This window comes from Microbacterium sp. 20-116 (assembly GCF_041079415.1).
Taxonomy (GTDB): domain Bacteria; phylum Actinomycetota; class Actinomycetes; order Actinomycetales; family Microbacteriaceae; genus Microbacterium.
The window spans coordinates 249729-275200 of record NZ_JBFYGP010000001.1; the positions used below are offsets into that span (position 1 = coordinate 249729).

Annotated in this window: 22 protein-coding genes and 4 tRNA genes; 8 read left to right on the forward strand and 18 right to left on the reverse strand. The window is 68.8% G+C overall.

Annotated elements, in window-relative coordinates:
- Positions 1-17 precede the first annotated feature (17 nt).
- The gene (locus tag AB6V29_RS01100) at positions 18-1169 is read left to right on the forward strand and encodes an SLC13 family permease (RefSeq protein WP_369356556.1); all 1152 of its coding nucleotides are present in this window, start codon (positions 18-20) and stop codon (positions 1167-1169) included.
- A 4-nt stretch (positions 1170-1173) separates the two neighbouring features.
- On the opposite strand, the gene AB6V29_RS01105 is transcribed toward AB6V29_RS01100, so the two are convergent.
- From AB6V29_RS01105 to AB6V29_RS01130, 6 genes are all read right to left on the reverse strand, one after another.
- The gene (locus AB6V29_RS01105) at positions 1174-1599 is read right to left on the reverse strand and encodes a TIGR03618 family F420-dependent PPOX class oxidoreductase (protein WP_267787323.1); all 426 of its coding nucleotides are present in this window, start codon (positions 1597-1599) and stop codon (positions 1174-1176) included.
- A gap of 7 nt (positions 1600-1606) precedes the next feature.
- A complete protein-coding gene (locus tag AB6V29_RS01110; RefSeq protein ID WP_267787322.1) occupies positions 1607-1990 on the reverse strand; it encodes an ATP-dependent DNA ligase in 384 nt (127 codons plus the stop codon).
- A 171-nt stretch (positions 1991-2161) separates the two neighbouring features.
- On the reverse strand, positions 2162-3961 hold the full coding sequence (locus AB6V29_RS01115; protein ID WP_369356559.1) for a PPOX class F420-dependent oxidoreductase: 1800 nt from the start codon (positions 3959-3961) through the stop codon (positions 2162-2164).
- A 495-nt stretch (positions 3962-4456) separates the two neighbouring features.
- A tRNA-Val gene (locus tag AB6V29_RS01120) sits at positions 4457-4531 on the reverse strand.
- 27 nt (positions 4532-4558) lie between these two features.
- Positions 4559-4629 (reverse strand) — tRNA-Cys (locus AB6V29_RS01125).
- A 66-nt stretch (positions 4630-4695) separates the two neighbouring features.
- A tRNA-Gly gene (locus AB6V29_RS01130) sits at positions 4696-4768 on the reverse strand.
- 152 nt (positions 4769-4920) lie between these two features.
- Between AB6V29_RS01130 and AB6V29_RS01135 the strand changes: the two genes are divergently transcribed.
- Positions 4921-4993: transfer RNA gene (locus AB6V29_RS01135), tRNA-Val, on the forward strand.
- A 205-nt stretch (positions 4994-5198) separates the two neighbouring features.
- Here the strand turns inward: AB6V29_RS01135 and AB6V29_RS01140 are convergent.
- From AB6V29_RS01140 to zapE, 6 genes are all read right to left on the reverse strand, one after another.
- Positions 5199-6452 carry a hypothetical protein gene (locus AB6V29_RS01140; RefSeq protein ID WP_369356561.1) on the reverse strand — a complete coding sequence of 418 codons (1254 nt, stop codon included), beginning with the start codon at positions 6450-6452 and terminating at the stop codon, positions 5199-5201.
- A complete protein-coding gene (locus AB6V29_RS01145; protein WP_210075081.1) occupies positions 6452-6772 on the reverse strand; it encodes a type VII secretion target in 321 nt (106 codons plus the stop codon). Before AB6V29_RS01145 ends, AB6V29_RS01140 begins: the two co-directional genes overlap by 1 nt.
- Positions 6762-7142, reverse strand: coding sequence for a hypothetical protein (locus AB6V29_RS01150; RefSeq protein ID WP_267787269.1), 381 nt, complete (start codon positions 7140-7142; stop codon positions 6762-6764). The genes AB6V29_RS01145 and AB6V29_RS01150 overlap by 11 nt, the downstream gene beginning before the upstream one ends.
- A gap of 132 nt (positions 7143-7274) precedes the next feature.
- Complete coding sequence (locus AB6V29_RS01155) at positions 7275-7790, reverse strand: type II toxin-antitoxin system PemK/MazF family toxin (protein WP_267787268.1); 516 nt, start codon at positions 7788-7790, stop codon at positions 7275-7277.
- 73 nt (positions 7791-7863) lie between these two features.
- Complete coding sequence (locus AB6V29_RS01160) at positions 7864-9138, reverse strand: ammonium transporter (protein WP_267787267.1); 1275 nt, start codon at positions 9136-9138, stop codon at positions 7864-7866.
- 165 nt (positions 9139-9303) lie between these two features.
- On the reverse strand, positions 9304-10341 hold the full coding sequence (zapE, locus tag AB6V29_RS01165; RefSeq protein ID WP_369356564.1) for a cell division protein ZapE: 1038 nt from the start codon (positions 10339-10341) through the stop codon (positions 9304-9306).
- A 118-nt stretch (positions 10342-10459) separates the two neighbouring features.
- Between zapE and AB6V29_RS01170 the strand changes: the two genes are divergently transcribed.
- Both AB6V29_RS01170 and AB6V29_RS01175 read left to right on the forward strand, forming a co-directional pair.
- Complete coding sequence (locus AB6V29_RS01170) at positions 10460-11362, forward strand: sulfurtransferase (protein WP_210075070.1); 903 nt, start codon at positions 10460-10462, stop codon at positions 11360-11362.
- 34 nt (positions 11363-11396) lie between these two features.
- Positions 11397-11837, forward strand: a complete 441-nt coding sequence (locus AB6V29_RS01175; RefSeq protein ID WP_267787264.1) for a SufE family protein — start codon at positions 11397-11399, stop codon at positions 11835-11837.
- A 33-nt stretch (positions 11838-11870) separates the two neighbouring features.
- On the opposite strand, the gene AB6V29_RS01180 is transcribed toward AB6V29_RS01175, so the two are convergent.
- Complete coding sequence (locus AB6V29_RS01180) at positions 11871-13076, reverse strand: alpha/beta hydrolase family protein (RefSeq protein ID WP_369356566.1); 1206 nt, start codon at positions 13074-13076, stop codon at positions 11871-11873.
- A 25-nt stretch (positions 13077-13101) separates the two neighbouring features.
- Here AB6V29_RS01180 and AB6V29_RS01185 point away from each other — a divergent pair, with 25 nt between their 5' ends.
- The 4 genes from AB6V29_RS01185 to AB6V29_RS01200 all read left to right on the forward strand — a co-directional run bounded on the left by AB6V29_RS01185 (position 13102) and on the right by AB6V29_RS01200 (position 18296).
- Complete coding sequence (locus AB6V29_RS01185; RefSeq protein WP_210075064.1) at positions 13102-13692, forward strand: DUF3000 domain-containing protein; 591 nt, start codon at positions 13102-13104, stop codon at positions 13690-13692.
- A complete protein-coding gene (locus tag AB6V29_RS01190; RefSeq protein WP_267787261.1) occupies positions 13685-14881 on the forward strand; it encodes an HRDC domain-containing protein in 1197 nt (398 codons plus the stop codon). The genes AB6V29_RS01185 and AB6V29_RS01190 overlap by 8 nt, the downstream gene beginning before the upstream one ends.
- A 71-nt stretch (positions 14882-14952) precedes the next feature.
- The gene (locus AB6V29_RS01195) at positions 14953-16161 is read left to right on the forward strand and encodes a thiolase family protein (protein WP_210075059.1); all 1209 of its coding nucleotides are present in this window, start codon (positions 14953-14955) and stop codon (positions 16159-16161) included.
- The gene (locus AB6V29_RS01200) at positions 16158-18296 is read left to right on the forward strand and encodes a 3-hydroxyacyl-CoA dehydrogenase NAD-binding domain-containing protein (RefSeq protein ID WP_369356569.1); all 2139 of its coding nucleotides are present in this window, start codon (positions 16158-16160) and stop codon (positions 18294-18296) included. The genes AB6V29_RS01195 and AB6V29_RS01200 overlap by 4 nt, the downstream gene beginning before the upstream one ends.
- Positions 18297-18536: 240 nt before the next feature.
- Here AB6V29_RS01200 and dxs read toward each other — a convergent pair whose 3' ends face one another.
- From dxs to dut, 5 genes are all read right to left on the reverse strand, one after another.
- Positions 18537-20486, reverse strand: a complete 1950-nt coding sequence (dxs, locus tag AB6V29_RS01205) for a 1-deoxy-D-xylulose-5-phosphate synthase (protein WP_369356571.1) — start codon at positions 20484-20486, stop codon at positions 18537-18539.
- Positions 20487-20653: 167 nt separating this feature from the next.
- Positions 20654-23494 carry an aconitate hydratase AcnA gene (gene acnA / locus AB6V29_RS01210; RefSeq protein ID WP_307460476.1) on the reverse strand — a complete coding sequence of 947 codons (2841 nt, stop codon included), beginning with the start codon at positions 23492-23494 and terminating at the stop codon, positions 20654-20656.
- 133 nt (positions 23495-23627) lie between these two features.
- Positions 23628-24383, reverse strand: coding sequence for a DUF3159 domain-containing protein (locus AB6V29_RS01215; RefSeq protein ID WP_369356574.1), 756 nt, complete (start codon positions 24381-24383; stop codon positions 23628-23630).
- A complete protein-coding gene (locus AB6V29_RS01220) occupies positions 24380-25018 on the reverse strand; it encodes a DUF3710 domain-containing protein (RefSeq protein ID WP_369356576.1) in 639 nt (212 codons plus the stop codon). The genes AB6V29_RS01215 and AB6V29_RS01220 overlap by 4 nt, the downstream gene beginning before the upstream one ends.
- Positions 25015-25470 carry a dUTP diphosphatase gene (gene dut / locus AB6V29_RS01225; RefSeq protein ID WP_369356577.1) on the reverse strand — a complete coding sequence of 152 codons (456 nt, stop codon included), beginning with the start codon at positions 25468-25470 and terminating at the stop codon, positions 25015-25017. Before dut ends, AB6V29_RS01220 begins: the two co-directional genes overlap by 4 nt.
- Positions 25471-25472: the final 2 nt, after the last annotated feature.

Consider the following 25472-nt stretch of genomic DNA (forward strand, 5'->3'; position numbering starts at 1 on the left):
TGCCTCATAGTGGAGCGGTGACTTTGGCCATCATCGGCGGCGTGCTCTGGGTGCTCGGGCTCATCGCGCTGCTCACCGGCGTCTTCCCCGCCGACGCCGCCCTCGCCGTCGCCGACCGCGTCTGGCCCATCCTGCTTTTCGTCGTCGCCGTGACGATCGTCGCCGAACTGGCCTCGAAGGCGGGGTTGTTCGACGTCGTGGCCGCGCGCTTGGCGAGGATCGCTCGCGGGCGCACCGCCTTGCTGTGGGTGCTGGTCGTGGCCCTCGCCACGGTGGCGACGGCGTTCCTGTCGCTGGACACGACCGCGGTGCTGCTCACTCCCGTGGTCGTCGCCATGGCCGTGGCGCGGCGACTGGATCCGCTTCCCTTCGCCTTCGTCACCGTCGTGCTCGCCAACACCGCCTCGCTGGTGCTGCCGGTGTCGAACCTCACCAACCTGCTGGCATCCGAGGCGCTCGGCGGCGGTCACGACCCCGTCGCGTTCCTCGCGCTGCTGGGTCCCTCGGCGCTCATCGCCATCGCCGTGTCGGTCATCGTGCTGACGCTCGTGTTCCTGCGCCGCCTGCCGAAGACATACCCGGATGCCGCCTCCCCCGAGGTCTCGGATCGCCTCCTGCTACGCGTCTCGGCGGTGGTGACCGTCGCTCTGCTTCCCCTGCTGGTCATCGGACTCGAACCCTGGATGCCGGCCACGGGAGCGGCCCTCGTCCTGATCGCCGCGTTCGCCTGGCGCGCGCCGCGAGCCCTCGGCATCCGTCTGGTGCCCTGGTCTCTGCTGGTGTTCGCCGGCGGGCTGTTCCTGGCCGTGGGGGCGCTCGAGGCCCTCGGGATCGGGCGGGTCACCGCGGTGCTGGCCGGCTCGGGCGACGACCTCGTGTCGCTCTGGCAGGTGGCGGGTGTCGGCGCCCTCGCGGCGAACGGCATCAACAACCTGCCCGCCTACCTGGCCCTCGAGTCGGTGGCGGACTCTCCCGCGCGACTGGCTGCGCTGCTGATCGGTGTGAACGCCGGTCCGATCGTCACGCCTTGGGCGTCGTTGGCGACCCTGCTGTGGCACGACCGTCTCGTCGCGGCGGGCGTCGAGGTGCGGTGGAGCCGATTCGTCCTGCTCGGCGCGGTGATCGCGCCGCTGATCCTGTTGCTGGGCGTCCTGCCGCTCGTGTGGTGAGCGGTCAATCCTCGTAGGTACGCGACCACGCCTTGCCGGGCTCGATGAACCAGACCGCCAGTCCCTCGCGCAGACCGTAGTCCTCGCCCGTGTAGAGCCGTGCGATGCGATCGACGTACGGCAGGGCGGCGTCGCCGTCGATCCGTTCCACGGCCACGCCACGCACGAACGCCATCGAGTAGCTGTTGTCGGATGCCGTGACCGAGATGGCCACGCGAGGGTCGCGCTGCAGGTTGCGGTCCTTGAGGGTGTCGACCTCGGTGAATAGCATGAGCCGTTCGCCATCCACCCCGACCCAGAGCGGGATCGAGTGGGGCGATCCGTCGCGCATGAGTGTCGCCAGGTGCGCCACGGCATCGGTCTCGAAGTACGGCTTGGTGGTGGCCCAATTGCTCATACCGGAGGTAACCGCCGAGGGCTCGGCATCCATTCCCCGCTCAGCCGCGGATGGAGTGGGGGGCTTGGTCGTTCGGAACTTCGCTGAACACCATCTCTTCGCGCCGCACGCTCTCGCGGGGAACGAACTCGTCGGGCTCGGTCACGACATAGAGCCCTCGACCCGAGTTGGCGTTGTAGGTCAGCGCGTGCAGCCAGGCCGTGCTGAGCTGCGGCGTGCGGCTGCCGTGGAACTTGAACACCAGCGACACGTGCGGGTGGATGTAGACCGTGGTGCGTCCGCCGCCGGTGCTGATGTCGTCTTTCCACGTGAAGGGGAAGCTCTCGCCTCGCCGGACCTTGGCCATGATGACCGCCTGCAGGTGGGCCAGCAGCCGGTCTTCGAAATCGACCTTGATGTTGCTGTCGTAGATGAACTTGCCCATTTTCCACTCCCGTCGCCGCCGCCCACGGCCCTGCGCCTCTCGGCGAGAAGGGGAACGCGGGATCCGGGGGCCGGCAACCGCTCTCTGTGTGAACGGTCTCTCGAAACCCTCTCGCGCGCAAACCCCTTGCGGTGGACTGCGCGTTCGGGATAGCGCGGCGGATGCCGCCGATCAGGCGTCGCGCGAGATGCGGATGATGACGCGGTCACCGGGCTTCCGCTGGATCCGCCTGGCGAAGGCCTCGAAGCCGAGGATGGCGCGGTACTGCAACCCGTATTTGCTTTTGAGCGCGGCATTCGCGCGGGCGTCGTCGGTGGCGGGTCCGGCGATGCGTCCCTCGGCCTCGACGCGGATGGCGTCCGGTTCGACCTTCCCCATGCGGCTGCAGGGCTGCAGCGTGACGCGGGAGTCGTTGCGCAGACGCTTGACCTTGCCCGTCGAACGCTCGCTCGTGACGACCAGCTCGTCCCCGTCGCGGGCGATCCACACGGGAACGGCCACGAGGGCGCCGTTGCGGCGGTAGGTACCGAGAGAGACGAACGGCGTGGCGGCGAGCTCGCGCCACTGGGCATCGGGGACGGTCATGGTGTCACCGTAGTGCGCGGCGCTCTCCGCCGGGGTGGGTTGCGCTGACGGCCCGCCTCGATCCCCGTACAGATCGAGAACCTCGGGGACGGATGCCATCTCTCCCGTCCGTCCGTGTGCGAAGCTGCCCCACAGCGCGCGAACGCTCTTCCCGACGGCGGCGAGTTCATCGGGCCTTGCTCCCGCGTACGGGGGGAGATGCGCACCGGTCGACTCCGTGCCGAAGACGAAGGGCACCTCGATCGCGTGGGACGCGCGGTAGAGGTCATTCGCCCGCCACCGGAAGACGTAACGAAGCGCCGTCCCGCCCGCACGGCGATAGTCACGGGCGAGCCGACGAGCGGGGTGGCCGTAGACGATGGCGTTCATGGCCGTGTCGAGCGCGATCGAGGCGAGCGCGTAGAGCGGCGGGAGGGATCGAAGGCCGTCGAGAACCGAGATCCCCGGCAGGAAGAGCCGCGTCTCTTCGGCCGTCACGCCGATGAGCAGAGGGATGCCGGGGGCGCGCTCGAGCCACCTCTCGCGGATCTGTTTCTCGGGAGGGAGCGGGGTGAATCCCGGCTGAGGCGCGAACGGCATGAGAGAGAAACGCCCGAAGCCGCGCGAGACCCGCAGGGCGGCCGCCTGAATGCGTGCCAGCTCCCCCACCGGCGTGATGGGTGTGAGTTCGGCGGATGCGGCACTCATCGCCGCCGCGAGCTTGACGCGTGCGCCCATGGTTCCCATCGGGGCGCTCTGAACGATCGCTCGAGCGAACAGCCCGCGGGCCCGATCGATCGCCATGAGGTGCAGGACCGCGTCGCCGCCGGCGGACTGCCCGAAGGCCGTCACACGCGCGGGGTCTCCCCCGAAGCCCGCGATGTTGCGCTGCACCCATTCGAGGGCCGCCAGCTGGTCGAGCAGACCGAGGTTCGCCGGCCGTCCCGCACCGTCGCCGAGATAACCCAGAACGCCGAGGCGGTAGGTGACCGTCACGACGATGACCCGCTGTTCGTGCGCGAGCACGGCGGGGTCGTACACCGGAAGGTCACCCGCCCCACTCGTGTACCCGCCACCGTGGATCCACACCATCACCGGAAGGGGTGCGTCGTCGGTCCCCCGATCGGCGGGCACGGTGATGGAGAGGTGCTGGCAGTCCTCACGGATCGGCAGCCCCCCTGTCTGGTCACCGAGAGCATCGATCAGCGGGGTGGGCGCCTGTGGTGAGGCGGGAGATGGGGCGATCGCGTCGAACACGTCATGTGCGGGTCGGTCCTCGAGCGGTTCCGGGGGATCGAAGCGGTTCGCGCGCGCATAGGGGATACCGCTGGCGCGCAGAACCGCGCCCTCACGGCGTCCGCGAATCGGACCCGACGGGGTCGAGAAGAGGGGGGCTTCATTGTTCACGGGGGTCTCGCTTCCTGTTCCGCGAGGCGGTTCGGGCGTCGGCGGCGGGCCGCGGGGTGCCAGGTCACGATACTGAGCCTCGACGATGCGCCCGCTGTGCGCGCGACGTTCTCGGCGCAAAGCGAGCGCAAGATCAGCGCAAGGACACCACAAGACTCGACCCAACGTGTCCCCCAAATGGTGGACACGACGTAGTCTCGTGTTGTTCCCGCCGCCAGGCACTCCGCAGCCCCCCTTACTGGCGGCGGGAACGACCACTCGGTCCGATGGCTCTCCGCCTGACCGGCTCGGTAGAGCTCCCCTCGGCGCAGCTCCCGAACTCGGGGTGCGGGTTACCGACTCGTGCATGAGTGCGCCGTTGCGCGACAGTCGTGCGAACGTCGTCGGCCAGAGCGTCGCGACAATCCTGCACGGTACGTCGCATTCACGTCGTCGGCCGGTCTTGTGCCGCACCCGGAAACGACGAAACCCCCGGCGAACCGGGGGCTTCTCAGGTGGTGCGCGATACTGGGATCGAACCAGTGACCTCTTCCGTGTCAGGGAAGCGCGCTACCGCTGCGCCAATCGCGCCTATACAGGCTGTTCTATTGTGAGGCGAGGTGGCGACGGGATTCGAACCCGTGTAAACGGCTTTGCAGGCCGGTGCCTAGCCGCTCGGCCACGCCACCGTGATGTGGTTCGACCCACGTGTCGTGATGCTCCATCGGTTTCCCAGACGGAGATCCCTCCACTCGAGCGGATGACGAGACTCGAACTCGCGACCCCAACCTTGGCAAGGTTGTGCGCTACCAACTGCGCTACATCCGCATTTCGTTCCCGGGGCTTGCCCCGAGCACTCGTAAGACATTACCCGATCTCAGCGCGGGCGCAAAACGAGGCGCCCCCCGCGCGTGTCTCCCGTCACTGGTTCGAAGCACCTCTCGGCATCCGGTACGATCGATGAGTCCCGTTCGGGATGAGGGCGATTGGCGCAGTTGGTAGCGCGCTTCCTTCACACGGAAGAGGTCGTCGGTTCGAGTCCGGCATCGCCCACAGTCAGACCCCCGGTTCTCCCGGGGGTCTTCTGTTTTCGCGGGCGGTGCGGCTCTGAGCATCGGGTCGGGTGTCCCGGTCGTGTGCCGCGAGCCGATCCGAGACCACCTCGATGTGTTCGCGCGATCAGCAGGCCGCACTCATGGCCGCGCCCCGGCGCCCGACCATCGTGAGGTCGAGCGCCGGGGCGTCGTCGTGGGGCGCGTCAGTCGTCTTCGATGACCACGCGCAGATCCCGGCGCCGTTGGCCGAGCTTCTGCCGGCTCCCTGCTCCTGCGCCGTGCGAGGTGCCCGCTCCCGTGAGCGGAGGGCGGAGGCCTCCGGGTCCCGTTCCCTGAGCCGACGTCATCGACGTCGCGGCCATGGCCGCTCCCCCGGCGGTACCCCCGATGAGGAGTCCGCTGCCGCTGCCGGGGACGCCGGTCATCGCCCTGGCATCCACCGTCGACATGCCGCCGAGAGAGCCACCGCCGCCGGCCCCGCCGAGGGAAGCGTGTCCCACGACCGAGCCGTCGGGCGTGGGCGCGCCGGAGAGCGGCTGCGCGCCGCTCAGGTGGAAGTCCCCCGAGGCGTGCTCGCCCGAGACCGTGAACGGGCGGTACACGACGCCGTTCGCGCGTTCGTTGCGAACCGTCAGGTCGTGGGCGGCGCTGTTGCCGTAGCGCGTGGCGTCGGACGCATCCACGACGCTTCCCGCATCGATTCGGATCGACTGTGCGCCCGTCTGCAGAGCGGCCGCGGTGGTGGTCGAGGTGCGGTCGAAGACGCCCCGCAGCTGCTGAACCAGACCCGTGAGGGCCTTCACCGAGCCGAGAACGGCGCGCAAGGGACGAACCACCTTGTTGACCATCTCGTTGACCTTCATGACCACGCGCGCGATGGCGTACCCCATGCCGAGGCCGAACGAGGCGGCGACCACGGCCATCGCCTCGATCGCCGTCGCGACGACCTTCGAGATCGCCGACTTGACCACGCCCTGCATCTTCGTCACGAGCGTGGAGGCCGAGGTCAGGCCGCTGGCGGCGGCCTCGGCCCACTCCCCCGAAGCGCCGAGGTGCGCAGCCGCATCGGTGGCGAAGCGCACGTAGGCGGTGATGCTGCCCCCGGTCATGCCGTCGAGATCGCTCAGGCGACGGGTGAGGTCGGCACCGGCCTGCCGCATCGACGACCCGGCGGAAACCCACTGCGATGCGACGGAGGCGACGTTCGACGCGCTTCCCGCAAGCTGGTCGAGCCAGGTGCTCAGCGGCTTGAGGTGCTCCATGACCCACCCGAGGCCACAGGCGGTGAGCGTGCCGATCGGGTCGGTGAGAGCCGCGGCCGCGTCGCCGAGGGTGTCGAGGAAGGCCATGCCGCCATCGAGCCAATTGCCGCTCTTGACGGCCTCGGAGAGAGCGCGGCCCGATTCGATGACGCGGCTGCCGGAGAAAGTGGTGCCGGGCGCGACGACGGTGCTCATCAGGCACCCATCGCAGACTCGAGCGAGCGGATGGTCGCGATGGTGTCGCTCTCGAATTGCTCCCATTGGTCGGCGGTCTGGCGGAGCTCGCCGGCGGTGCGCACCAGAAGCGACTGGTCTTCGCCGAGGAGTCCGGTCGCGGCCGCCGACAGGGCGAGTCCCGGGGGGACGAGGAAGGCGCACAGCAGACCGAACGCCTCGGGGAGGAGATTGCCGCCGCGGAGGACGGAGAGAGCCGACCCCACGTCGCCCACGAGGGAGTCGACGAAAGCGGCGTGCTGTCGGAGTCGATCGAAGTCGACGGCGATGTCATCGGCCATGAAGAGTCCTCTCGGGTGAGGCGGATTCGGCGTCGCGCAACTGCGCGACGATGGGGTCGTCGGCGCCCAGCAGGTCGGACACGGCGCGCAGGGTGCTCTCTCGCGCATCGGCCTCGGCCTGGCGGATGGTCGACAGGATCTCCGTCGCGAGGCGCTGGGCTCCGCGCGCCAGAGCCGCTTCGCTCAGTCGAAGGTCGACGACGCGGCCCGCGGAGTCCACCTGCGCGACGATGTCTCTGCCGCGCGAGCGGCCCGTACCGCGAACGCCGTCGACCGCGGCCTCGAAGGCCGGCATCTGCGCGGCTCGCAGCTCGGCACGACGAACATCGGCTTCCACCTGCGCGAACGACTCTTCGGGATCCAACGGCACGGCAGAAATTTATCGACAGCGCGCGCGAGAACGAATGCTCATCCGTCGAAAATCGCGTCAGATGAGAGGAATCTCACGTGGGTCTCACGAAGCGTTCCTCGGCGGGTGACGAGATCAGGCGAAGGATCCGCGTCAGGAGCGTGCCCACCCGTAGCGCGCCGCGAGAGCGTCGGCGACGGCATCGAAGCGCTTGCGGTCGAGTGCGGCGGCCTCGCGCCGCATACCCGCGTCGTGCACCAGATACACCTGCTCGACGTCGATCCACGAGGGGCGTCGCTGGGGATCCCACTCCCCCGTGCCGAGGGACAGGTACTGCCGGTCGCCGTCGTGCGGCTTGCTGGTCAACCTCACTGCGTAGGAGCGGGTGGCATCCGCTCGCCCGAGGACGAGGACGGGGCGATCCTTGCCCCGCCCGTCGCGCTCCTCGTACGGCACCCACGTCCAGACGATCTCTCCGCCGTCGGGGGCGTTGTCGCGCTTCGGCGCGTACGAGAGGGTCAAGCGCCTCGGGGGATCGATCTCGACCGTCTCCGTGCCACGAGGGGCGCTCTGACGCGGTGTGGGCTGCGCCGGGGTGGATCGACGCGTGGGCGGCGCGGAACGGAACATCCCGAGAAAGGCCGACAGCAGACGAGACGTGGTTCCCATACCCACACCCTAGGCACGACGAACGGGGCGCCACCGACGAATCGGCGACGCCCCGTTCGGGGTGAGGCGGGTGTCAGCCGCGGACGTCGGAGAGCACGTAGCCCTCTTCGCCGTGCACGACGGTGTCGATACCGGCGATCTCGTCCTCGTTCTTCACGCGGAAGCCGATCGTCTTCTCGATCGCGAAGCCGATGATGAAGGCCAGCACGAAGGAGTAGACCAGGACCGCGAGGGCGGCGATCGCCTGGACGATGAGCTGGTTGAACGAGCCGCTGTAGATGAGGCCGCTCGTGTTGGCGAAGATGCCGAGGTAGAGCGTACCGAGCAGACCACCCACGAGGTGGATGCCGACGACGTCGAGCGAGTCGTCGAAGCCGAGCTTGAACTTGAGCTCGATGGCGAGGGCGCAGACCGCACCGGCGAGCAGGCCCAGCACGATGGCCCAGATCGGCGTGAGAGCCGCGCAGGCCGGGGTGATCGCGACGAGACCGGCGACGGCACCGGAGGCGGCGCCGACCGACGTGGGCTTGCCGTCCTTGATCTTCTCGACGATCAGCCACGCGAGCAGGGCTGCGGCGGGAGCGGCGATCGTGTTCACGAAGGCCAGGGCGGCGGTGTTGTCGGCCGCGAGCTCGGAGCCGGCGTTGAAGCCGAACCAGCCGAACCACAGCAGGCCCGCGCCGAGGAGGACGAACGGCGGGTTGTGCGGGACGTGGGCGCCCTTCTGGAAGCCGACGCGCTTGCCGAGGACGAGGGCGAGCGCGAGGGCCGCGGCACCGGCGTTGATGTGCACGGCGGTTCCACCGGCGAAGTCGATCGCGCCGACGCCGAAGACGTCCTGCAGACCGTGCGTGATCCAGCCGCCGTAGCTGAAGGAGCCGTCCTCGGCGAGGCCGAAGTTGAAGACCCAGCTCGCGACGGGGAAGTAGACGACCGTGGCCCAGATGCCGGCGAAGATCATCCACGCGCCGAACTTGGCGCGGTCGGCGATCGCACCCGAGACGAGGGCGACGGTGATGATGGCGAAGGTGGCCTGGAAGGCGACGAAGGCGAGCGGCGGGTACGCGGCGCCCTCGGGGGTGGTGAGAACGTTCGCGAGGCCGAAGTCAGCGCCGTCGATGTGCCACGGGGCGTTGGTGACCCCGGCGTCGGTCGCGGGGAACGCGATCGCGTAGCCGTAGAGCACCCACAGCACGCCCATGAGACCCATCGCGCCGAAGCTCATCATCATCATGCTGATGACGCTCTTGGCCTTGACGAGACCGCCGTAGAAGAATGCGAGTCCTGGCGTCATGAGCAGCACGAGGGCGGCTGCTATCAGGATGAATGCGGTGTTGCCTTGATCCATCTCGGAGGGAACCTCTCTGCAGGGACGCAGGTAAAGCGTCGGGTCCCCTCAGTGTCCACAGCCCCGGTTCCGTCGCCGTTCGCCCCGTGTTTCGGGGGTGTTACAGCCGGGCCGCTCAGGTAAACATCGCGTTTCCTGCGCCCGCGAACCGGCGATGAACTCGCCTCAGGAGTGCGTGAGCGCGACGAGGCGCGAGACCGCGCGCAGGTACTTCTTGCGGTACCCGCCGCCCAGCATCTCCTCGCTGAACACCGTGTTCAACGGCACGCCGGTGGCCCGGATCGGAATCTGCGCGTCGTAGGCGCGATCGACGAAAGCGACCAGACGCAGTGCCGCCGACTGGTCGTGCAGCACCTGCACGTCGCGCAGGCCGATCACGTCGACCCCGTCGATCAGCCGGATGAAGCGTGAGGGGTGAACCCGAGCGAGGTGGTCGACGAGGTCCAGGAATGCGTCGTCGGCGACGACCGAGCCGGAGGCTGCGGCATCCATCGCCTCTCGATAACCCTCGTCGGTCAGGACCTTGGCTTCTCCGTCGATCGCGCGCTGACGGAAGTCCGTGCCGTCGATGCGGACCGTGCGGAAGCTGTCGGCCATCGACTGGATCTCGCGGAGGAAGTCCTGGGCCGCGAAGCGCCCCTCGCCCAGGGCATTGGGCGGGGTGTTCGAAGTGGCGGCGAGCCGGGTTCCGGATGCCACGAGCTCACCGAGCAGGCGCGTCATGACCATCGTGTCGCCCGGGTCGTCGAGTTCGAACTCGTCGATGCAGAGAAGATCTGAGCCGCGGAAGAGCTCGACGGCCTTGGCATAGCCCAGTACGCCGACCAGCGCGGTGTACTCGATGAAGGAGCCGAAGTACTTCCGGCGAGCGGGCATCGCGTGATAGATCGCGGCCAGGAGGTGGGTCTTTCCGACGCCGAAGCCGCCGTCGAGGTACACACCGGGCTTGACGGGGGCGACCTTCTCGGCGCGACGGAAGAAGCCGCCCTTCTTGGCGGGAGCGGCCTGCTTTCCGGAGAACTCCTGCAGCAGCACCTTGGCCTCCTGCTGCGAGGGGTAGGCGTCGTCGGCGCGGTACGACTCGAAGGTCGCGGCGTCGAACTGCGGCGGCGGGACGAGGGCGTTGACCATGTCGGCGCCCGATACCGCGGGCTCGCGGTCGGTCAGGTGGATGAGGCCGGTCGTGGCGGGAGTGGAGGTCATGGCCGTCCTGTGTCCAAGTCTTACGGGGAGGGTGCGTGCCCCATGCCGCGGATCTAGGGTCGATGGTGCGGTGTCCACCCTATGCCGCACCGTCCATCGCCTTGACCGAGGAGTACCCGTGACCGTCGAGTTCGACACCACCTCCCCCAAGTTCGCCGACTACGCCGAGCCCGGACGACTCGTCACGGCTGAGTGGCTGGAAGAGCGCCTCGGTCAGCCGGGCCTCGTGGTCGTCGAGTCCGACGAAGACGTGCTGCTGTACGAGACGGGTCACATCCCCGGCTCGGTGAAGGTCGACTGGCACACCGAACTGAACGACCCGGTCGTGCGCGATTACGTCGACGGTGCGGGCTTCGCCGAGCTTCTGAGCGCCAAGGGCATCTCGCGCGACGACACCGTCGTCATCTACGGCGACAAGAACAACTGGTGGGCCGCGTACGCGCTGTGGGTGTTCTCCCTGTTCGGCCATGAAGACGTGCGTCTGCTCGACGGCGGCCGCGACAAGTGGATCGCCGAGGGACGCCCGATCACCACCGACAAGACGGTCGTCGAGCGCACCGACTACCCTGTCGTCGAGCGCGACGACTCCGCGCTTCGCGCCTACAAGGACGACGTGCTCGCCCACCTCGGCAATCCGCTCATCGACGTGCGCTCCCCCGAGGAGTACTCCGGCGAGCGCACCACCGCGCCTGCCTACCCCGAAGAGGGTGCGCTCCGCGCCGGCCACATCCCCAGCGCCCAGAGCGTGCCGTGGGGCAAGGCCGTCGCCGAGGACGGCGGTTTCAAGTCGCGCGAGGAGCTCGACGCCATCTACCGCGACGGTGCGGGGCTCGCCGATGGCGACAAGATCGTGGCCTACTGCCGCATCGGTGAGCGCTCGAGCCACACGTGGTTCGTGCTGAAGCACCTGCTCGGCTTCGACGACGTCCGCAACTACGACGGGTCGTGGACGGAGTGGGGCAGCGCGGTGCGCGTGCCGATCGTCTCGGGGTCGGAGCCCGGCGAGGTGCCCTCGCGCTGACCGCAGCCGACGCGGGCGTGGGAGGATGACGGTGATGTCCGACAACAATCTCCCCGCCCGCTTCGCCGAGATCCGCGACGAGTTCCTCGAGCTCGACGAGCCCGACCGCTTGCAGCTGCTGCTGGAGTTCTCGCAGGAGCTGCCCGAGGTTCCCGAGGAGTTGGCCGATCACCCCGAGTTGCGCGAGCGCGTGGTGGAGTGCCAGTCCCCCGTGTTCATCATCGTCACGGTCGACGGCGACGACCGCGTCGCGATGCACGCCACCGCTCCGGCCGAGGCGCCGACCACGCGCGGCTTCGCGAGCATCCTCGCGCAGGGGCTGACCGGTCTCAGCGCCGAGGAGGCCCTCGCCGTGCCCGACGACTTCCCACAGAGCATCGGTCTCACGCGCGCCGTCAGTCCGCTCCGCATCGCCGGCATGACGGGCATGCTCATGCGCGCCAAGCGTCAGGTGCGCGCGAAGCGCGACGCCTGAGCCGCACGCGTCGCCGGGGGCCGGCATCCGGAATCACTCCCGAGAGAGGCCCTGCCCGCGCACCCAGTCTTGGATTGCGGTGGTCCACCGCGTCTCGTCGTAGTTCCACAGCTTCGTGTGCCGGGCGACCGTGAAGGTCTCCATCGTGACGAGGTCGGGACGCGCCTTCGCGAGAGCGTGCGAGGCGTCGGCGGGGACGAAGCCGTCGTCGTCGCTGTGGAGAATGAGCACGGGATGCCGGAGCTCGACCGCCCTCGACACCACGTCGAGGCGATCGAGAGGGATTGGTTCGCCGCTGCGCAGCGCGGTCGCTCCCCAGGTGGAGACGAGTACGCGTTCGGCCATCGCGATGACGGGCGTGGGCAGGTGCATCGCGCGACCCTGGAAGTCGAGAACCGTGCGCCAGTCCACCACGGGCGACTCGAGGACGAGACCGGCGATGACGTCGGCGTGGGGCGATTCGAGGGCGGCCTGGAGCGACAACGCTCCCCCCATCGACCACCCCATCAACAGCACGCGGCGCGCCCCCCGACGGCGGGCGTAGCCGATCGCGGCGTCGACGTCGCGCCATTCGGTCGCGCCCAGGGCGTACGTGCCCGAGGGGCTGCGAGGGGCATCTCCGTCGTTGCGGTACGACACCACGAGGCTCGAGATGCCGAGCGTGTGGAAGACCGGGACGGCGCGGAGGGCCTCGGACCGCGTCGTTCCGCGCCCGTGCACCTGAACGACCCAGACGTCGGAGTCGCCCTCGGCGGGGAACTCCCAGGCGGGGCACGAGCCGACCCCGGCGTCGACCTCGAGCGCCTGGAACGGGAGCATGAGGTCTTCGGGCTTGTCGAAGTACCACCCGCTGAAGGCCGCCTCCGAGGCGAGATCGCCGTCGGCGGGGACATGCGTGAGGAGTTTGCGGGTGACGGTGGTCTCGTCTTCTCCGACGATCGAGCCGAGTCGCACATAGTCCACCGAGCCGACGGTGAAAAGACCGTATCGGCCGGGCAGCGTCGTGTCGGGCGTGCGCTCGAGGGTGATCGTCTGCGACGCGGCGTCGAGACGCACGATACGCGTGTCGGGGCGTCGCCCGGCGGGGCGGACGACCGTGCGCGCCATGCGGAGCGAGACCGCCCCCAGCGTCGTCGCGGAGGCGGCGAGGGCGATGCCGAGGGCCGCGAGGGTGGCGCGCACACCGGTGGTCGAGCGCTGCGATGCGCGGGAACCCGCGGCGCGCCTGGGAGCGTTCATCGAGGCCTCACTCTAGTCTGTGGCCGTGAGTGACCAGCGCCCGGCGGAGGCCGACAGCCCCTTCGCGCGAGCCGTCGAAGAGGTGCGCGACACGACTTTCCGCGACGATCTGGTCGTCCGGCAGATTCCGTCTCCCTCCGGCTTGGCCCCCTTCTCTCTCGCTCTGGCGGGAGACGTGCGGCCCGAGGAGCACGCCACCGACTCGCCTTTCGGGACCGGGCGGTTCATCCTGCTGCACGACCCCGAGGAGCCCGAGCCGTGGGGCGGTGCCTGGCGCATCGTCTGTTTCGCGCAGGCGCCTCTCGAGCCTGAGATCGGCGTGGACCCCCTGCTGGCCGAGGTCGCCTGGTCGTGGCTCATCGATGCGCTCGACTCGCGCGGTGCCGATCGCCACTCGGAATCGGGCACCGCCACCAAGACCCTCTCGACCGGCTTCGGGGCCCTGGCCTCGCAGGGCGAGGGGTCGCAGATCGAACTTCGCGCGTCGTGGTCGCCGCGCGGTCCCTTCCGCCCGCACCTCGAGGCGTGGGCGGAGCTCGTGTGCATGCTCGCAGGCCTCCCCCCGGGGTCGGAGGGCGTCGCTGTTCTCGGAGCCCGGAGGCCCACGCGTGGTTGAGTACATCGTCATCGAGGATGCCGCGGGCTTCCTCGCCGCCTGCGAGACCCTGAACGCGGGGAGCGGCCCCGTCGCAGTCGACGTCGAGCGTGCCTCCGGCTTCCGTTACTCGCAGCGCGCCTACCTCATCCAGGTCTTCCGCCGCGAGGCCGGGGTCTTCCTCTTCGACCCCTCGACGATCGAGGACTTCTCGCCCCTTCAAGACGCCATCGGCGACGTCGAATGGGTGTTCCACGCCGCGAGCCAGGACCTGCCGTCTCTGCGTGAACGAGGGCTCGAGCCCCCGCGTATCTTCGACACCGAGCTGGGCTCGCGCCTGCTCGGGCACGAGCGCGTCGGTCTCGGGGCGGTCGTCGAGCAGACGTTGGGCATCACGCTGGCCAAGGCCCACTCCGCCGCCGACTGGTCGACGCGCCCCCTGCCGGCATCCTGGCTCGAATACGCGGCCCTCGATGTCGAGCACCTGATCGACGTGCGCGACGTGCTCGACGCCGAGCTGACCGAGCAGGACAAGACCGAGATCGCACGCCAGGAGTTCCAGGCCGTTCTCGATCGTGAGCCGAAGCCCCCGCGCGACGACCCGTGGCGGCGGTTGAGCGGGCTGCACAGCGTGCGCGGTCGCCGCTCGCTGGCCGTCGCCCGGTCGCTCTGGCAGGCGCGCGAGGACTACGCCCGCGAGCAGGACATCGCGCCCGGCCGACTCGTACCCGATCGCGCCCTCGTCGCGGCCGTGCTTGCCGACCCGGCGAGCAAGCAGGCGCTCGCGGGCGTGAAAGAGTTCAACGGTCGCGCCAGCCGTACCCAGCTGGACCGCTGGTGGAACGCCATCGTCGCCGGTCGCGAATCGACGGATCTGCCCGCCGATCGCGTGCCCAGCGACACCCTCCCCCCGCCGCGCGCGTGGGCGGACCGCAACCCCGAGGCCGACCGCCGATTGAAGAAGGCCCGCCCGGCTGTCGAGGCACGGGCGGAAGAGCTGCGGATGCCGACCGAGAATCTGCTCACACCCGAGACCCTGCGCCGTCTGGCCTGGGCGCCGCCGGCCGAGCTCACCGCCGATTCTGTCGGGGCAGCCCTCGCGGAGCTCGGCGCACGCCCCTGGCAGATTGACCAGACCTCACAGGTGATCGCCGATAGCTTTGTAGCTTCCCTCAACACCGACGACGACGGTTCCGCCACCGATTCGTAGGTTCGGACAACCGATTCCGCGCAGCAATCTCGCCTTCCTAGGCTGGGGTCATCCCAAACTTTGGAGGCAGAGTGGCCGAGATGACGGACGTCTTCTTCGTCGATGGAATGCGTACCCCCTTCGGGCGCGCCGGCGAAAAGGGCATGTACTGGAACACCCGCGCCGACGACCTCGTGGTCAAGGCGATCATCGGGTTGATGGAGCGCAACGCAGACGTGCCGAAGGACCGGATCGACGACGTGGCCATCGCGGCGACGTCGCAGACCGGTGATCAGGGACTGACCCTGGGGCGGACTGCGGCGATCCTGGCCGGGCTGCCCATGACCGTGCCCGGTCTGGCGGTCGAGCGCATGTGCGCCGGCGCCATGACGAGCGTCACCACCATGGGCGCGTCGATCGGCGTGGGCATGTACGACCTCGCCCTCGCCGGCGGCGTCGAGCACATGGGTCGACACCCCATCGGCGGCAACGTCGATCCCAACCCCCGCTTCGTCGCGGAGAAGCTCGTCGACCCGGGTGCGCTCAACATGGGCGTGACGGCGGAACGCATCCACGACCGGTTCCCGCACCTCACGAAAGAACGTGCCGACCGCTTCGGCGTCGCGAGCCAGCACAAGGTGCAGGCCGCCTACGACGCCGGCAAGATCCAGCCCGACCTCGTATCGGTCGCGGTCAAGGACGCCGACGGTGCGTGGGGCCTGGCGACGGAGGACGAGGGCCGTCGGCCCGAGACCACTCTCGAGGGCCTCGCGACGCTGAAGACCCCGTTCCGCCCACACGGTCGCGTCACCGCCGGCACCTCGTCGCCCCTCACCGACGGTGCGACGATCAGCCTGCTGGCGGGAAGCGACGCCGTTAAGGAGTTCGGTCTCGCGCCGAAGATGCGCATGGTGTCGTTCGCCTTCGCGGGGGTCGAGCCCGAGATCATGGGCATCGGACCGATTCCCTCGACCGAGAAGGCTCTGAAGAAAGCCGGACTCACGATCGACGACATCGGTCTGTTCGAGCTCAACGAGGCCTTCGCCATCCAGGTGATCTCGTTGCTCGATCACTTCGGCATCGCCGATGACGACCCCCGGGTGAACCCGTGGGGCGGTGCGATCGCCCTGGGCCACCCGCTCGCGGCATCCGGAGTCCGTCTCATGATCCAGCTGGCCGCGCAGTTCGCCGAGCGTCCCGACGTCCGTTACGGCCTCACCGCCATGTGCGTGGGCCTGGGCCAGGGCGGCTCGGTCATCTGGGAGAACCCGTTCTTCGACGGAAAGAAGAAGCGCAAGTGACCGACTACACCGCGATCGACTTCACGCCTCTGGACGCCCTGACCGGCGATGAGGTGGTCACCCACTCCCCCGTCCGCGACGTGCGACTGCCCTCGGGCAACGTGCTGGCTCTGATCACGCTCGACAACGGTCGCGATCACACGCGGCCGAACACGCTGGGGCCGGGGACGCTCGCCCAACTCGGGCGCACGCTCCAGACGCTCCAGGAGCGTGCCGCTGCGGGCGAGATCCACGCCGTCGCGATCACCGGCAAGCAGTACATCCTCGCCGCCGGCGCCGACCTGTCCGACGTCGCCAAGCTGCCCTCGAAGGACGTCGCCCGTCTCATTGCGCAGCGCGGCCACCAGGTTATCGGCTCACTGTCCGAGCTTGGCGTGCCCTCGTTCGCCTTCGTGAACGGTCTCGCCCTCGGCGGCGGTCTCGAGATCGCGTTGAACTCGACGTATCGCACGGTCGACGCCTCAGCCGCAGCCGTCGCGTTGCCGGAGGTGTTCCTCGGCCTCATCCCCGGCTGGGGCGGTGCCTACCTGCTGCCGAACCTCATCGGCATCGAGAACGCGCTCGAGGTCGTCATCTCGAACCCGCTCAAGCAGAACCGCATGCTCAAGCCGCAGCAGGCATTCGACCTCGGGATCATGGACGCCATCTTCCCCGCCGCCTCCTACCTCGAGGATTCGCTCCGCTGGGCGGATGGCGTGCTGACCGGTCGGGTCCGCGTCGAGCGGAAGAACGAGCCGGGCAAGCTCGAGCGCCTCACGAAGTGGCCCATCGCCATCAAGATGGCCCGCGGCATGCTCGAGTCGAAGATCGGTACCGTCCCCCGCTCCCCCTACGTCGCACTCGACCTGCTCGACAAGGCGAAGAGCGGGACCAAAGCCGAGGGCTTCGCGCGTGAGGACGAGGCTCTCGCCGACCTCATCACGGGCGACCAGTTCGCGGCATCCATGTACGCCTTCGACCTGGTGCAGAAGCGCGCGAAGCGTCCGGTCGGAGCCCCCGACAAGGCGTTGGCGAAGAAGGTCACGAAGGTCGGCGTCATCGGCGCGGGGCTCATGGCCTCGCAGTTCGCGCTGCTGTTCGTGCGCAGGCTGCGCGTGCCCGTGATCATCACCGACCTGGACCAGGGTCGTGTCGACAAGGGCGTGGCATCCATCCACGACGAGATCGGCAAGCTCGAGGCCAAGGGGCGTCTGGACGGCGACACGGCCAACCAGCTGCGCGCGCTCGTGCACGGCACGACCGACCGCTCGGAGTTCGCGGACTGCGACTTCGTCATCGAGGCCGTGTTCGAAGAGGTCGGCGTCAAGCAGGACGTCTTCTCGGCGATCGAGAAGATCGTGTCCGAAGACGCCATTCTGGCGACCAACACCTCGTCGCTGTCGGTCGCCGAGATCGGTTCGGTGCTGCAGCACCCCGAGCGGCTCGTCGGCTTCCACTTCTTCAACCCCGTCGCGGTCATGCCGCTCATCGAGGTCGTGAAGACGGATGCCACCAGCGACGCCGCCCTCTCGACGGCGTTCGTCGTGGCGAAGGGCCTCGGCAAGAACGCAGTGCTCACCGCCGACGCCCCCGGCTTCGTCGTGAACCGTCTGCTGGCGAAGGTCATGGGCGAAGCGGCGAGGGCGGTGTACGAGGGAACGCCCATCGCCGTCGTGGAGAAGGCTTTCGCGCCTCTCGGTCTGCCGATGGGGCCGTTCCAACTCATCGACCTCGTCGGGTGGAAAGTCGCCGCGCACGTGCAGGACACGATGGCGCACGCCTTCCCCGACCGGTTCTTCTCGTCCGAGAACTTCCACGAGCTCGCCGCGCTCCCCGAGGTCGTCGAGAAAGACAAGGGCGGTCGGGTGACCGGCTGGACCAAGGCCGCGCAGAAGGTGCTCGTCACCGGGAAGGCGCCGGTCGCGCCCGAGACGATCCTCGCCCGCGTGCAGGACGGCCTCGCTCAGGAGATCGGGATCATGCTCGACGAGGGCGTGGTCCCCGAGGTGCAGGACATCGACCTGTGCCTGATCCTCGGCGCCGGTTGGCCGTTCATCGATGGCGGTGCCTCGCCCTACCTCGACCGCGAGGGGGCGTCCGAGCGTGCCTTCGGCGACACGTTCCATCACCCGCCGATCCGGGGTATCGGGGCCTGAGCCCCGGACACGACAGCGGCGCCGTCCCTTCGGGGGCGGCGCCGCCGTCGTTCGTGTTCTCGTGACGCAGGGTGGGGCGCGTCACGAGAACAGGCTGTGCGACGAGAACAGGCCGAATCGGGCGGTTCCGTCCTGTTCTCGATGCACTCTCCTGTTCTGGCGACCGTCGGACGGCCGCCGGAGATGCAAGACCGGGCCGAGATAACGGCATCCCGGCCCGGTCCCGATGGTGCTATCGCCTCAGGGGCGCGAGTTCTCCCATGCCTCGATCGTGGGGATCGAGCCGGTCGGCGTCTGCCGTGCCATGGGGATCCGTGTGCCGAGCACCTGGGCCACGACATCGTGGGCGATCTTGGCGGCGGTGAGGCCGGCATCCTCGAGGATCTGCTCGCGCGTGGCGTGATCGATGAACTCGTCGGGGATCCCGAGCTCGTCGACAGCCGTGTCGACCCCGGCTTCGCGCAGCACCTGGCGCACGCGTGTGCCGACGCCGCCGACGCGGATGCCGTCTTCGATCGTGATCACCAGGCGGTGCGCGCGGGCGAGCTCGATGACGGAGGGCTGCACGGGGATCGCCCAGCGCGGGTCGATCACCGTCGCCCCGATTCCCTGCGCCTTGAGACGCTCCGCGACCTCGAGGGCGAGGTGCACCATCGGACCGATGCCGACGAGCAGCACGTCTTCGCTCGTGCCGCGGCTCAGGACGTCGACGCCGTCGTGCAGGCGTTCGATGGCCTCAACGTCGTCGTTGACCTTGCCCTTGGGGTAGCGCACGACCGTGGGGGCATCCTCGATCGCCGTGGCCTCGCGGAACTCCTCGCGAAGCCGCGCGGCATCGCGCGGAGCCGCGATCCGGATGCCGGGAACGAGCTGCAGCATCGCGAGATCCCAGATGCCGTGATGGCTCGGGCCGTCGGGACCGGTGACCCCGGCGCGGTCGAGCACGAAGGTGACGCCTGCCTTGTGCAGGGCGACGTCCATCATGACCTGGTCGAACGCGCGATTCATGAACGTCGCGTAGATCGCGACGACCGGGTGCAGACCGCCGAAGGCGAGACCGGCGGCGGATGCCACGGCGTGCTGCTCCGCGATGCCCACGTCGTACACCCGCTCGGGGAAGCGCTCGGCGAACTTCTGCAGCCCGGTCGGGCGCAGCATCGCGGCGGTCATGGCGATGACGTCGTCGCGCTCAGCTCCGACCTTCACCAGTTCTTCGGCGAACACGTCGGTCCACTGGAGACCGCCGGCCGCGCCGAGAGCCTCACCGGTGAGGGGGTCGATCTTGCCGACGGCGTGGAACTGGTCGGCCTCGTCGCTCATCGCCGGCGCGTAGCCGCTGCCCTTGTCGGTGATGGCGTGGACGATGACGGGCGCACCGTACGACTTGGCGAGCTCGAGCGTCTCGATGAGCGACTCGAAGTCGTGTCCGTCGATGGGGCCGAGGTATTTGATGTCGAGGTTGCTGTACAGCGCCTCGTTGTTGGTGAAACGCGACAGGAAGCCGTGGGTGCCGCCGCGCACGCCGCGATAGACGGCGCGGGCAGCCGGGCCGAGGCGCCGGAAGAGCGTGTCGGACCCGCGGTGCAGCGTGCGGTAGGCGTCGTTCGTGCGTACACGGTTGAGGTAGCGCGCCATGCCGCCGATGGTCGGCGCGTAGGACCGACCGTTGTCGTTCACGACGATGACGAGGTTGCGCTCGTTGTCGTCGCTGATGTTGTTCAGTGCTTCCCAGGTCATTCCGCCCGTGAGTGCGCCGTCGCCGACGACGGCGACGACGTGGCGGTCGCGGCGACCGGTGCGACTGAAGGCACGCGAGACGCCGTCCGCCCAGCTGAGGGAGCTCGAGGCGTGCGACGACTCGACGACATCGTGAGCGCTCTCGGAGCGCTGCGGGTAGCCCGCGAGGCCGCCGCGCGAACGCAGGGCCGTGAAGTCCTGACGCCCGGTGAGCATCTTGTGCACGTAGGACTGGTGCCCGGTGTCGAAGATGATCGGGTCGGACGGCGAGTCGAAGACCTTGTGCAGAGCGATCGTCAGTTCGACGACGCCGAGGTTGGGTCCGAGGTGTCCGCCCGTGCGGGAGACGTTCTCGATGAGGAAGGAGCGGACTTCTGCGGCCAGCTGCCGTAGCTGGTCGGGGGTCAGCCCGTCGAGGTCACGGGGACCGTGAATGCCGGGTAGGAGAGCCATAAGACTCCTCTCGTGCGATGCGCGCGGGGTCCGCGCGTACGGGTCGATTCTAGTCTCCGAGGGGTGAACGGGCCCGGCAACGGCTTGCGCGGATCGCGTCCACGTGGTCTCTGCGGAAAGCGAAGTGCCCCGAAAGCGCGAGGCTTCCGGGGCACTTCGCCTGCGGGTCAGACCAGCGAACGCAGCACGTACTGCAGGATTCCGCCGTTGCGGTAGTAGTCGGCCTCACCGGGGGTGTCGATGCGGACCACGGCGTCGAACGTCACGGTCTGCTTGCCCTCGGGCGAGAACTCGCTCGGCTCGGCGGTGACCTTGACCGTCTTCGGCGTCACACCCTCGTTGAGCTGCTCGAGGCCCTCGATCGAGACGATCTCGGTGCCGTCGAGGCCCAGCGACTTCCAGCTCTCGCCGGCCGGGAACTGCAGCGGAACGACGCCCATGCCGATGAGGTTCGAGCGGTGGATGCGCTCGAAGCTCTCGGTGATGACGGCCTTGACGCCCAGCAGGTTCGTGCCCTTGGCCGCCCAGTCACGCGACGAGCCGGAGCCGTACTCCTTGCCCCCGAAGATCACCAGCGGGGTGCCCTGCTGCTGGTAGTTCTGGCTCGCGTCGAAGATGTACGACTTCGGGCCGCCCTCCTGGGTGAAGTCGCGGGTGTAACCACCCTCGACCACCGTGCCGTCGTTGACGGCCGCGGTGAGCTCGTTCTTCAGGCGGATGTTGGCGAAGGTACCGCGGATCATGACTTCGTGGTTGCCACGGCGCGAGCCGTACGAGTTGAAGTCCTTCTGCGCGACGCCGTGCTCCATGAGGTACTGCGCAGCGGGGGTGCCCGCCTTGATGTTTCCGGCCGGGCTGATGTGGTCGGTGGTGACCGAGTCGCCGAGCGTCGCCATCACGCGCGCACCGGTGATGTCGCGCACGGCATCCGGCTGCATGGTCATGCCGTCGAAGTAGGGGGCCTTGCGCACGTAGGTCGAGTCGGCATCCCACTCGAAGACCGGGCCGGTCGGGGTAGGCAGGTTCTTCCAACGCTCGTCGCCCTCGAACACGGTGGCGTACTGCTGGATGAACTGCTCGCGCGAGATCGATGCGTCGATGATCGTCTGCACCTGGTCGGGGGCGGGCCAGATGTCCTTGAGGAAGACGTCTTCGCCGTTCTGGTCCTTGCCGAGGGCGTCGGTCTCGAAGTCGAAGTTCATCGAGCCGGCGAGGGCGTAGGCGACCACCAGCGGCGGCGAGGCCAGGTAGTTCATCTTCACATCGGGGCTGATGCGACCCTCGAAGTTGCGGTTGCCCGAGAGGACGGCCGTGACGGCGAGGTCGTTCTCGTTGATGGCCTCGGAGACCTCTTCGATGAGCGGACCCGAGTTGCCGATGCAGATCGTGCAGCCGTAGCCGACGGTGTAGAAGTCGAGGCCCTCGAGTGCCTTGTCGAGACCGGACTTCTCGTAGTAGTCGGTGACGACCTTCGAGCCCGGGCCGAGCGTGGTCTTGACCCAGGGCTTGCGCTTGAGGCCCTTGTCGACGGCGTTCTTGGCGAGGAGGCCGGCCGCGATCATGACCGAGGGGTTCGAGGTGTTCGTGCACGAGGTGATGGCTGCCAGAGTGACCGCGCCATTGTCGAGCAGGTACGACTGGCCCTCCGGCGTGGTGACGCGCACCGGGTTGGAGGCGTTCGCGGGGTGACCCGACGAGACGAGCACCTCGGTCTCGGTGACGTGCTCGTGCTCTTGGCCGGGGACCGAACCGGGGTCCGAGGCCGGGAACGTGCCGTCGACCTCGAGGTCGACGACGGAGTCCGAGGTCGCGCCGCCGGCGTAGTTGAGGATGTCCTTCTCGAACTGCGACTTCGCCTCGGAGAGGAGGATGCGGTCCTGCGGGCGCTTGGGGCCGGCGATCGAGGGGACGACCGTCGACAGGTCGAGCTCCATGTACTCGCTGAAGGCCAGCTCGCGGTCGGCGTCGTGCCAGAGCTTCTGCTCTTTGGCGTACGCCTCGACCAGGGCGACGGTCTGCTCGTCGCGACCGGTCAGACGCAGGTACTCGAGCGTGACGTCGTCGATGGGGAACATCGCGGCGGTGGAGCCGAACTCGGGGCTCATGTTTCCGATGGTGGCGCGGTTGGCGAGCGGAACCGAGGCCACACCCTCGCCGTAGAACTCCACGAACTTTCCGACGACGCCGTGCTTGCGCAGCATGTCGGTGATCGTGAGCACGACGTCGGTCGCGGTCACGCCCGCGGGGATCTCACCGCTGAGCTTGAAGCCGACGACGCGCGGGATGAGCATCGACACGGGCTGGCCGAGCATGGCCGCCTCGGCTTCGATGCCGCCGACGCCCCAACCGAGAACGCCCAGGCCGTTGACCATGGTGGTGTGCGAGTCGGTGCCGACACAGGTGTCGGGGTACGCGCGCAGCACGCCATCGACGGAGCGGTCGTAGATGACCTTGGCGAGGTGCTCGATGTTGACCTGGTGCACGATGCCGGTTCCCGGGGGGACGACCTTGAAGTCGTCGAAGGCCGACTGGCCCCAGCGAAGGAACTGGTACCGCTCGCCGTTGCGCTCGTACTCGATCTCGACGTTGCGCTCGAGGGCGTTCTCGCTACCGAACAGGTCGGCGATGACCGAGTGGTCGATGACCATCTCGGCGGGCGAGAGCGGGTTGATCTTGTTCGGGTCGCCGCCGAGAGCGGTGACGGCCTCGCGCATGGTGGCGAGGTCGACGATGCAGGGCACACCGGTGAAGTCCTGCATGACCACGCGCGCCGGGGTGAACTGGATCTCGGTGTCGGGCTCGGCCGTGGGGTCCCACGAGCCGAGCGCCTCGATCTGCTCCTTGGTGACGTTGGCGCCGTCCTCGGTACGCAGAAGGTTCTCGAGCAGCACCTTGAGGCTGAACGGGAGCTTCTCGTGACCGGCGACCGTGTCGATGCGGAAGATCTCGTAGTCGGTGCTGCCGACCGTCAGGGTGCTCTTGGCACCGAAGCTGTCAACCGTGGACACGATCGTCTCCTTCGTCGGCGAATGCGCAGGCGTCGGCCCGCATTTCTCCATCTTCCCCGCGGGGAGAGGTCGATTCCAGGAAGGTCGACCTAACCGCTCGAGGCAGCGGATTTATCTTGATGTCAAGATAATATCAGGACTCTCGACGAGGGTGGAGGGCGCGGACGACGAGCCACGTCACCGCCAGCATCGGCGCGAACAACGGTAGGCCCATGACGATCTTGAGCGTCCCCAGCGCCGTCACGTCTCCCGCGAAGTACAGCGGCAGCTGCACCGCGAGACGCGCGGCGAACAGGGCCGCCCACGCGATCGAGAGCCACGTGTAGGCGCGGCGCTTACGGCGATCGGCGCGCCAGCGGGTGCCCTCGCCGAGCAGGTAGCCCGCCACCAGGCCGATCAGCGGCCAGCCGATCAGCGCCGACACCAGGAACGCCGTGCCGTATGCGCCGTTGGTGAAGAACCCCGGCACGAAGTTGTCTTGACCGCGCCCGGTCACCAGCGACAGCACGGCTGCTCCCGCCGTCGCGAGCAGCCCGCCGATCGCAGCGCTCGGCGGTGACTTGGCGATGAGTCTCGCGAGCGTGAAGGCGACGGCCAGCCCGACCGAGACGCCGAGACTCAACCACAGGTTCCCCTGGCGTGTCTCGGGGTCGATCGTGACCGTGAACAGCACCACGAACGCGAGAGAAGGAAGAACGGATTCCAGGATGCCGCGCACCCCGCCCATCGCCGACCACACGGCCGCGCCGGTCGAGGTGTGCTTCGCCGGGTCGAGGCCCGCGCGGCGTGCGGCGTTTCCGAGAGCCGCGCTCACGCTCTCCGCCGCGGACGGCGGATCGAGGGGGACGCGGTCGTCTTCTCGCGCCGCGCGGGTGGGGTCGTCGCTCATGCCGTTCCGGGGCTCGACGGCATCCGGAGGGGGATGAGATCACGCGGAGGCATCGGGGACGACCCGCGCACCACGACGATCGAGCGGAAAAGATCCTCGACGGCCGCGGCGGCCTCGACGTCGTTCGTCGCCGCTCCCCCGACGACGCCGCGGAGGAACCAGCGGGGCCCGTCGACACCGACGAAACGAGCGAGGCGTTTGCTCGCACCGTCCGCACCGGCGACGGGAACCTCGGCGAGCAGTTCGGGGCCGAGCGGTCCCTCGCGCTCCTCGACACGGCCGCCCTGCTGCTTGACCTGCTGGCGGATCTGGTCGCGCGTCTCTTCCCACAGGCCGCTCGAGCGCGGAGCGGCGAACGGCTGCACCTGCAGGGTCGAGTCGGCGTAGTCGAGGCCGACGGCCACGATGCGCTTGGTCTGCTCCTCGACCTCGAGGCGGAGGTTCAGGCCCTCGCGCGGCAGGATCTTGATCCCGCCCAGGTCGATGTAGGGGCGCACGGGGTTGGCCTCGGCCTCGTCGAACGGGCCCGCGCTCTCGCGGTCGGCCGGGGCGCTCTTGGTCGCCGGCACCGCCTCGGCGCCGGACTGATCGTCTTCGGTGGTCTCGGGCGTGGTCTGGGACTCGTCGTCGGTCATCGGGTGCTCCCTTGCAGAGTCTGGTATCCGCTCGATCCGAAGCCGCCTTGACCGCGCACGCTGTCGGGCAGGTCGTCGACGGGGACGAAGCGCACGGCCGGGACGGGCATCACGATGAGCTGGGCGATGCGGTCTCCGACCGCGATGTCATAGGCCTCGTCGAGGTCGGTGTTCAAAAGGGCGACCTTGATCTCGCCGCGGTAACCGGCGTCGATCGTCCCCGGCGCGTTCACGATCGTGATGCCGTGCTTGGCGGCCAGGCCGCTGCGCGGCACGACGAACGCGGCATACCCCTCGGGAAGCGCGATGCGCACCCCCGTCGAGACGAGGGCGCGGCGCCCGGGTTCCAGTCGAACCGCCTCGGCGGCGGTCAGGTCGGCTCCGGCGTCGCCGGGGTGGGCGAAGACCGGAGGCTCGGATGCGACAATGAGGACGTCCACCGTTTCGGTCACCC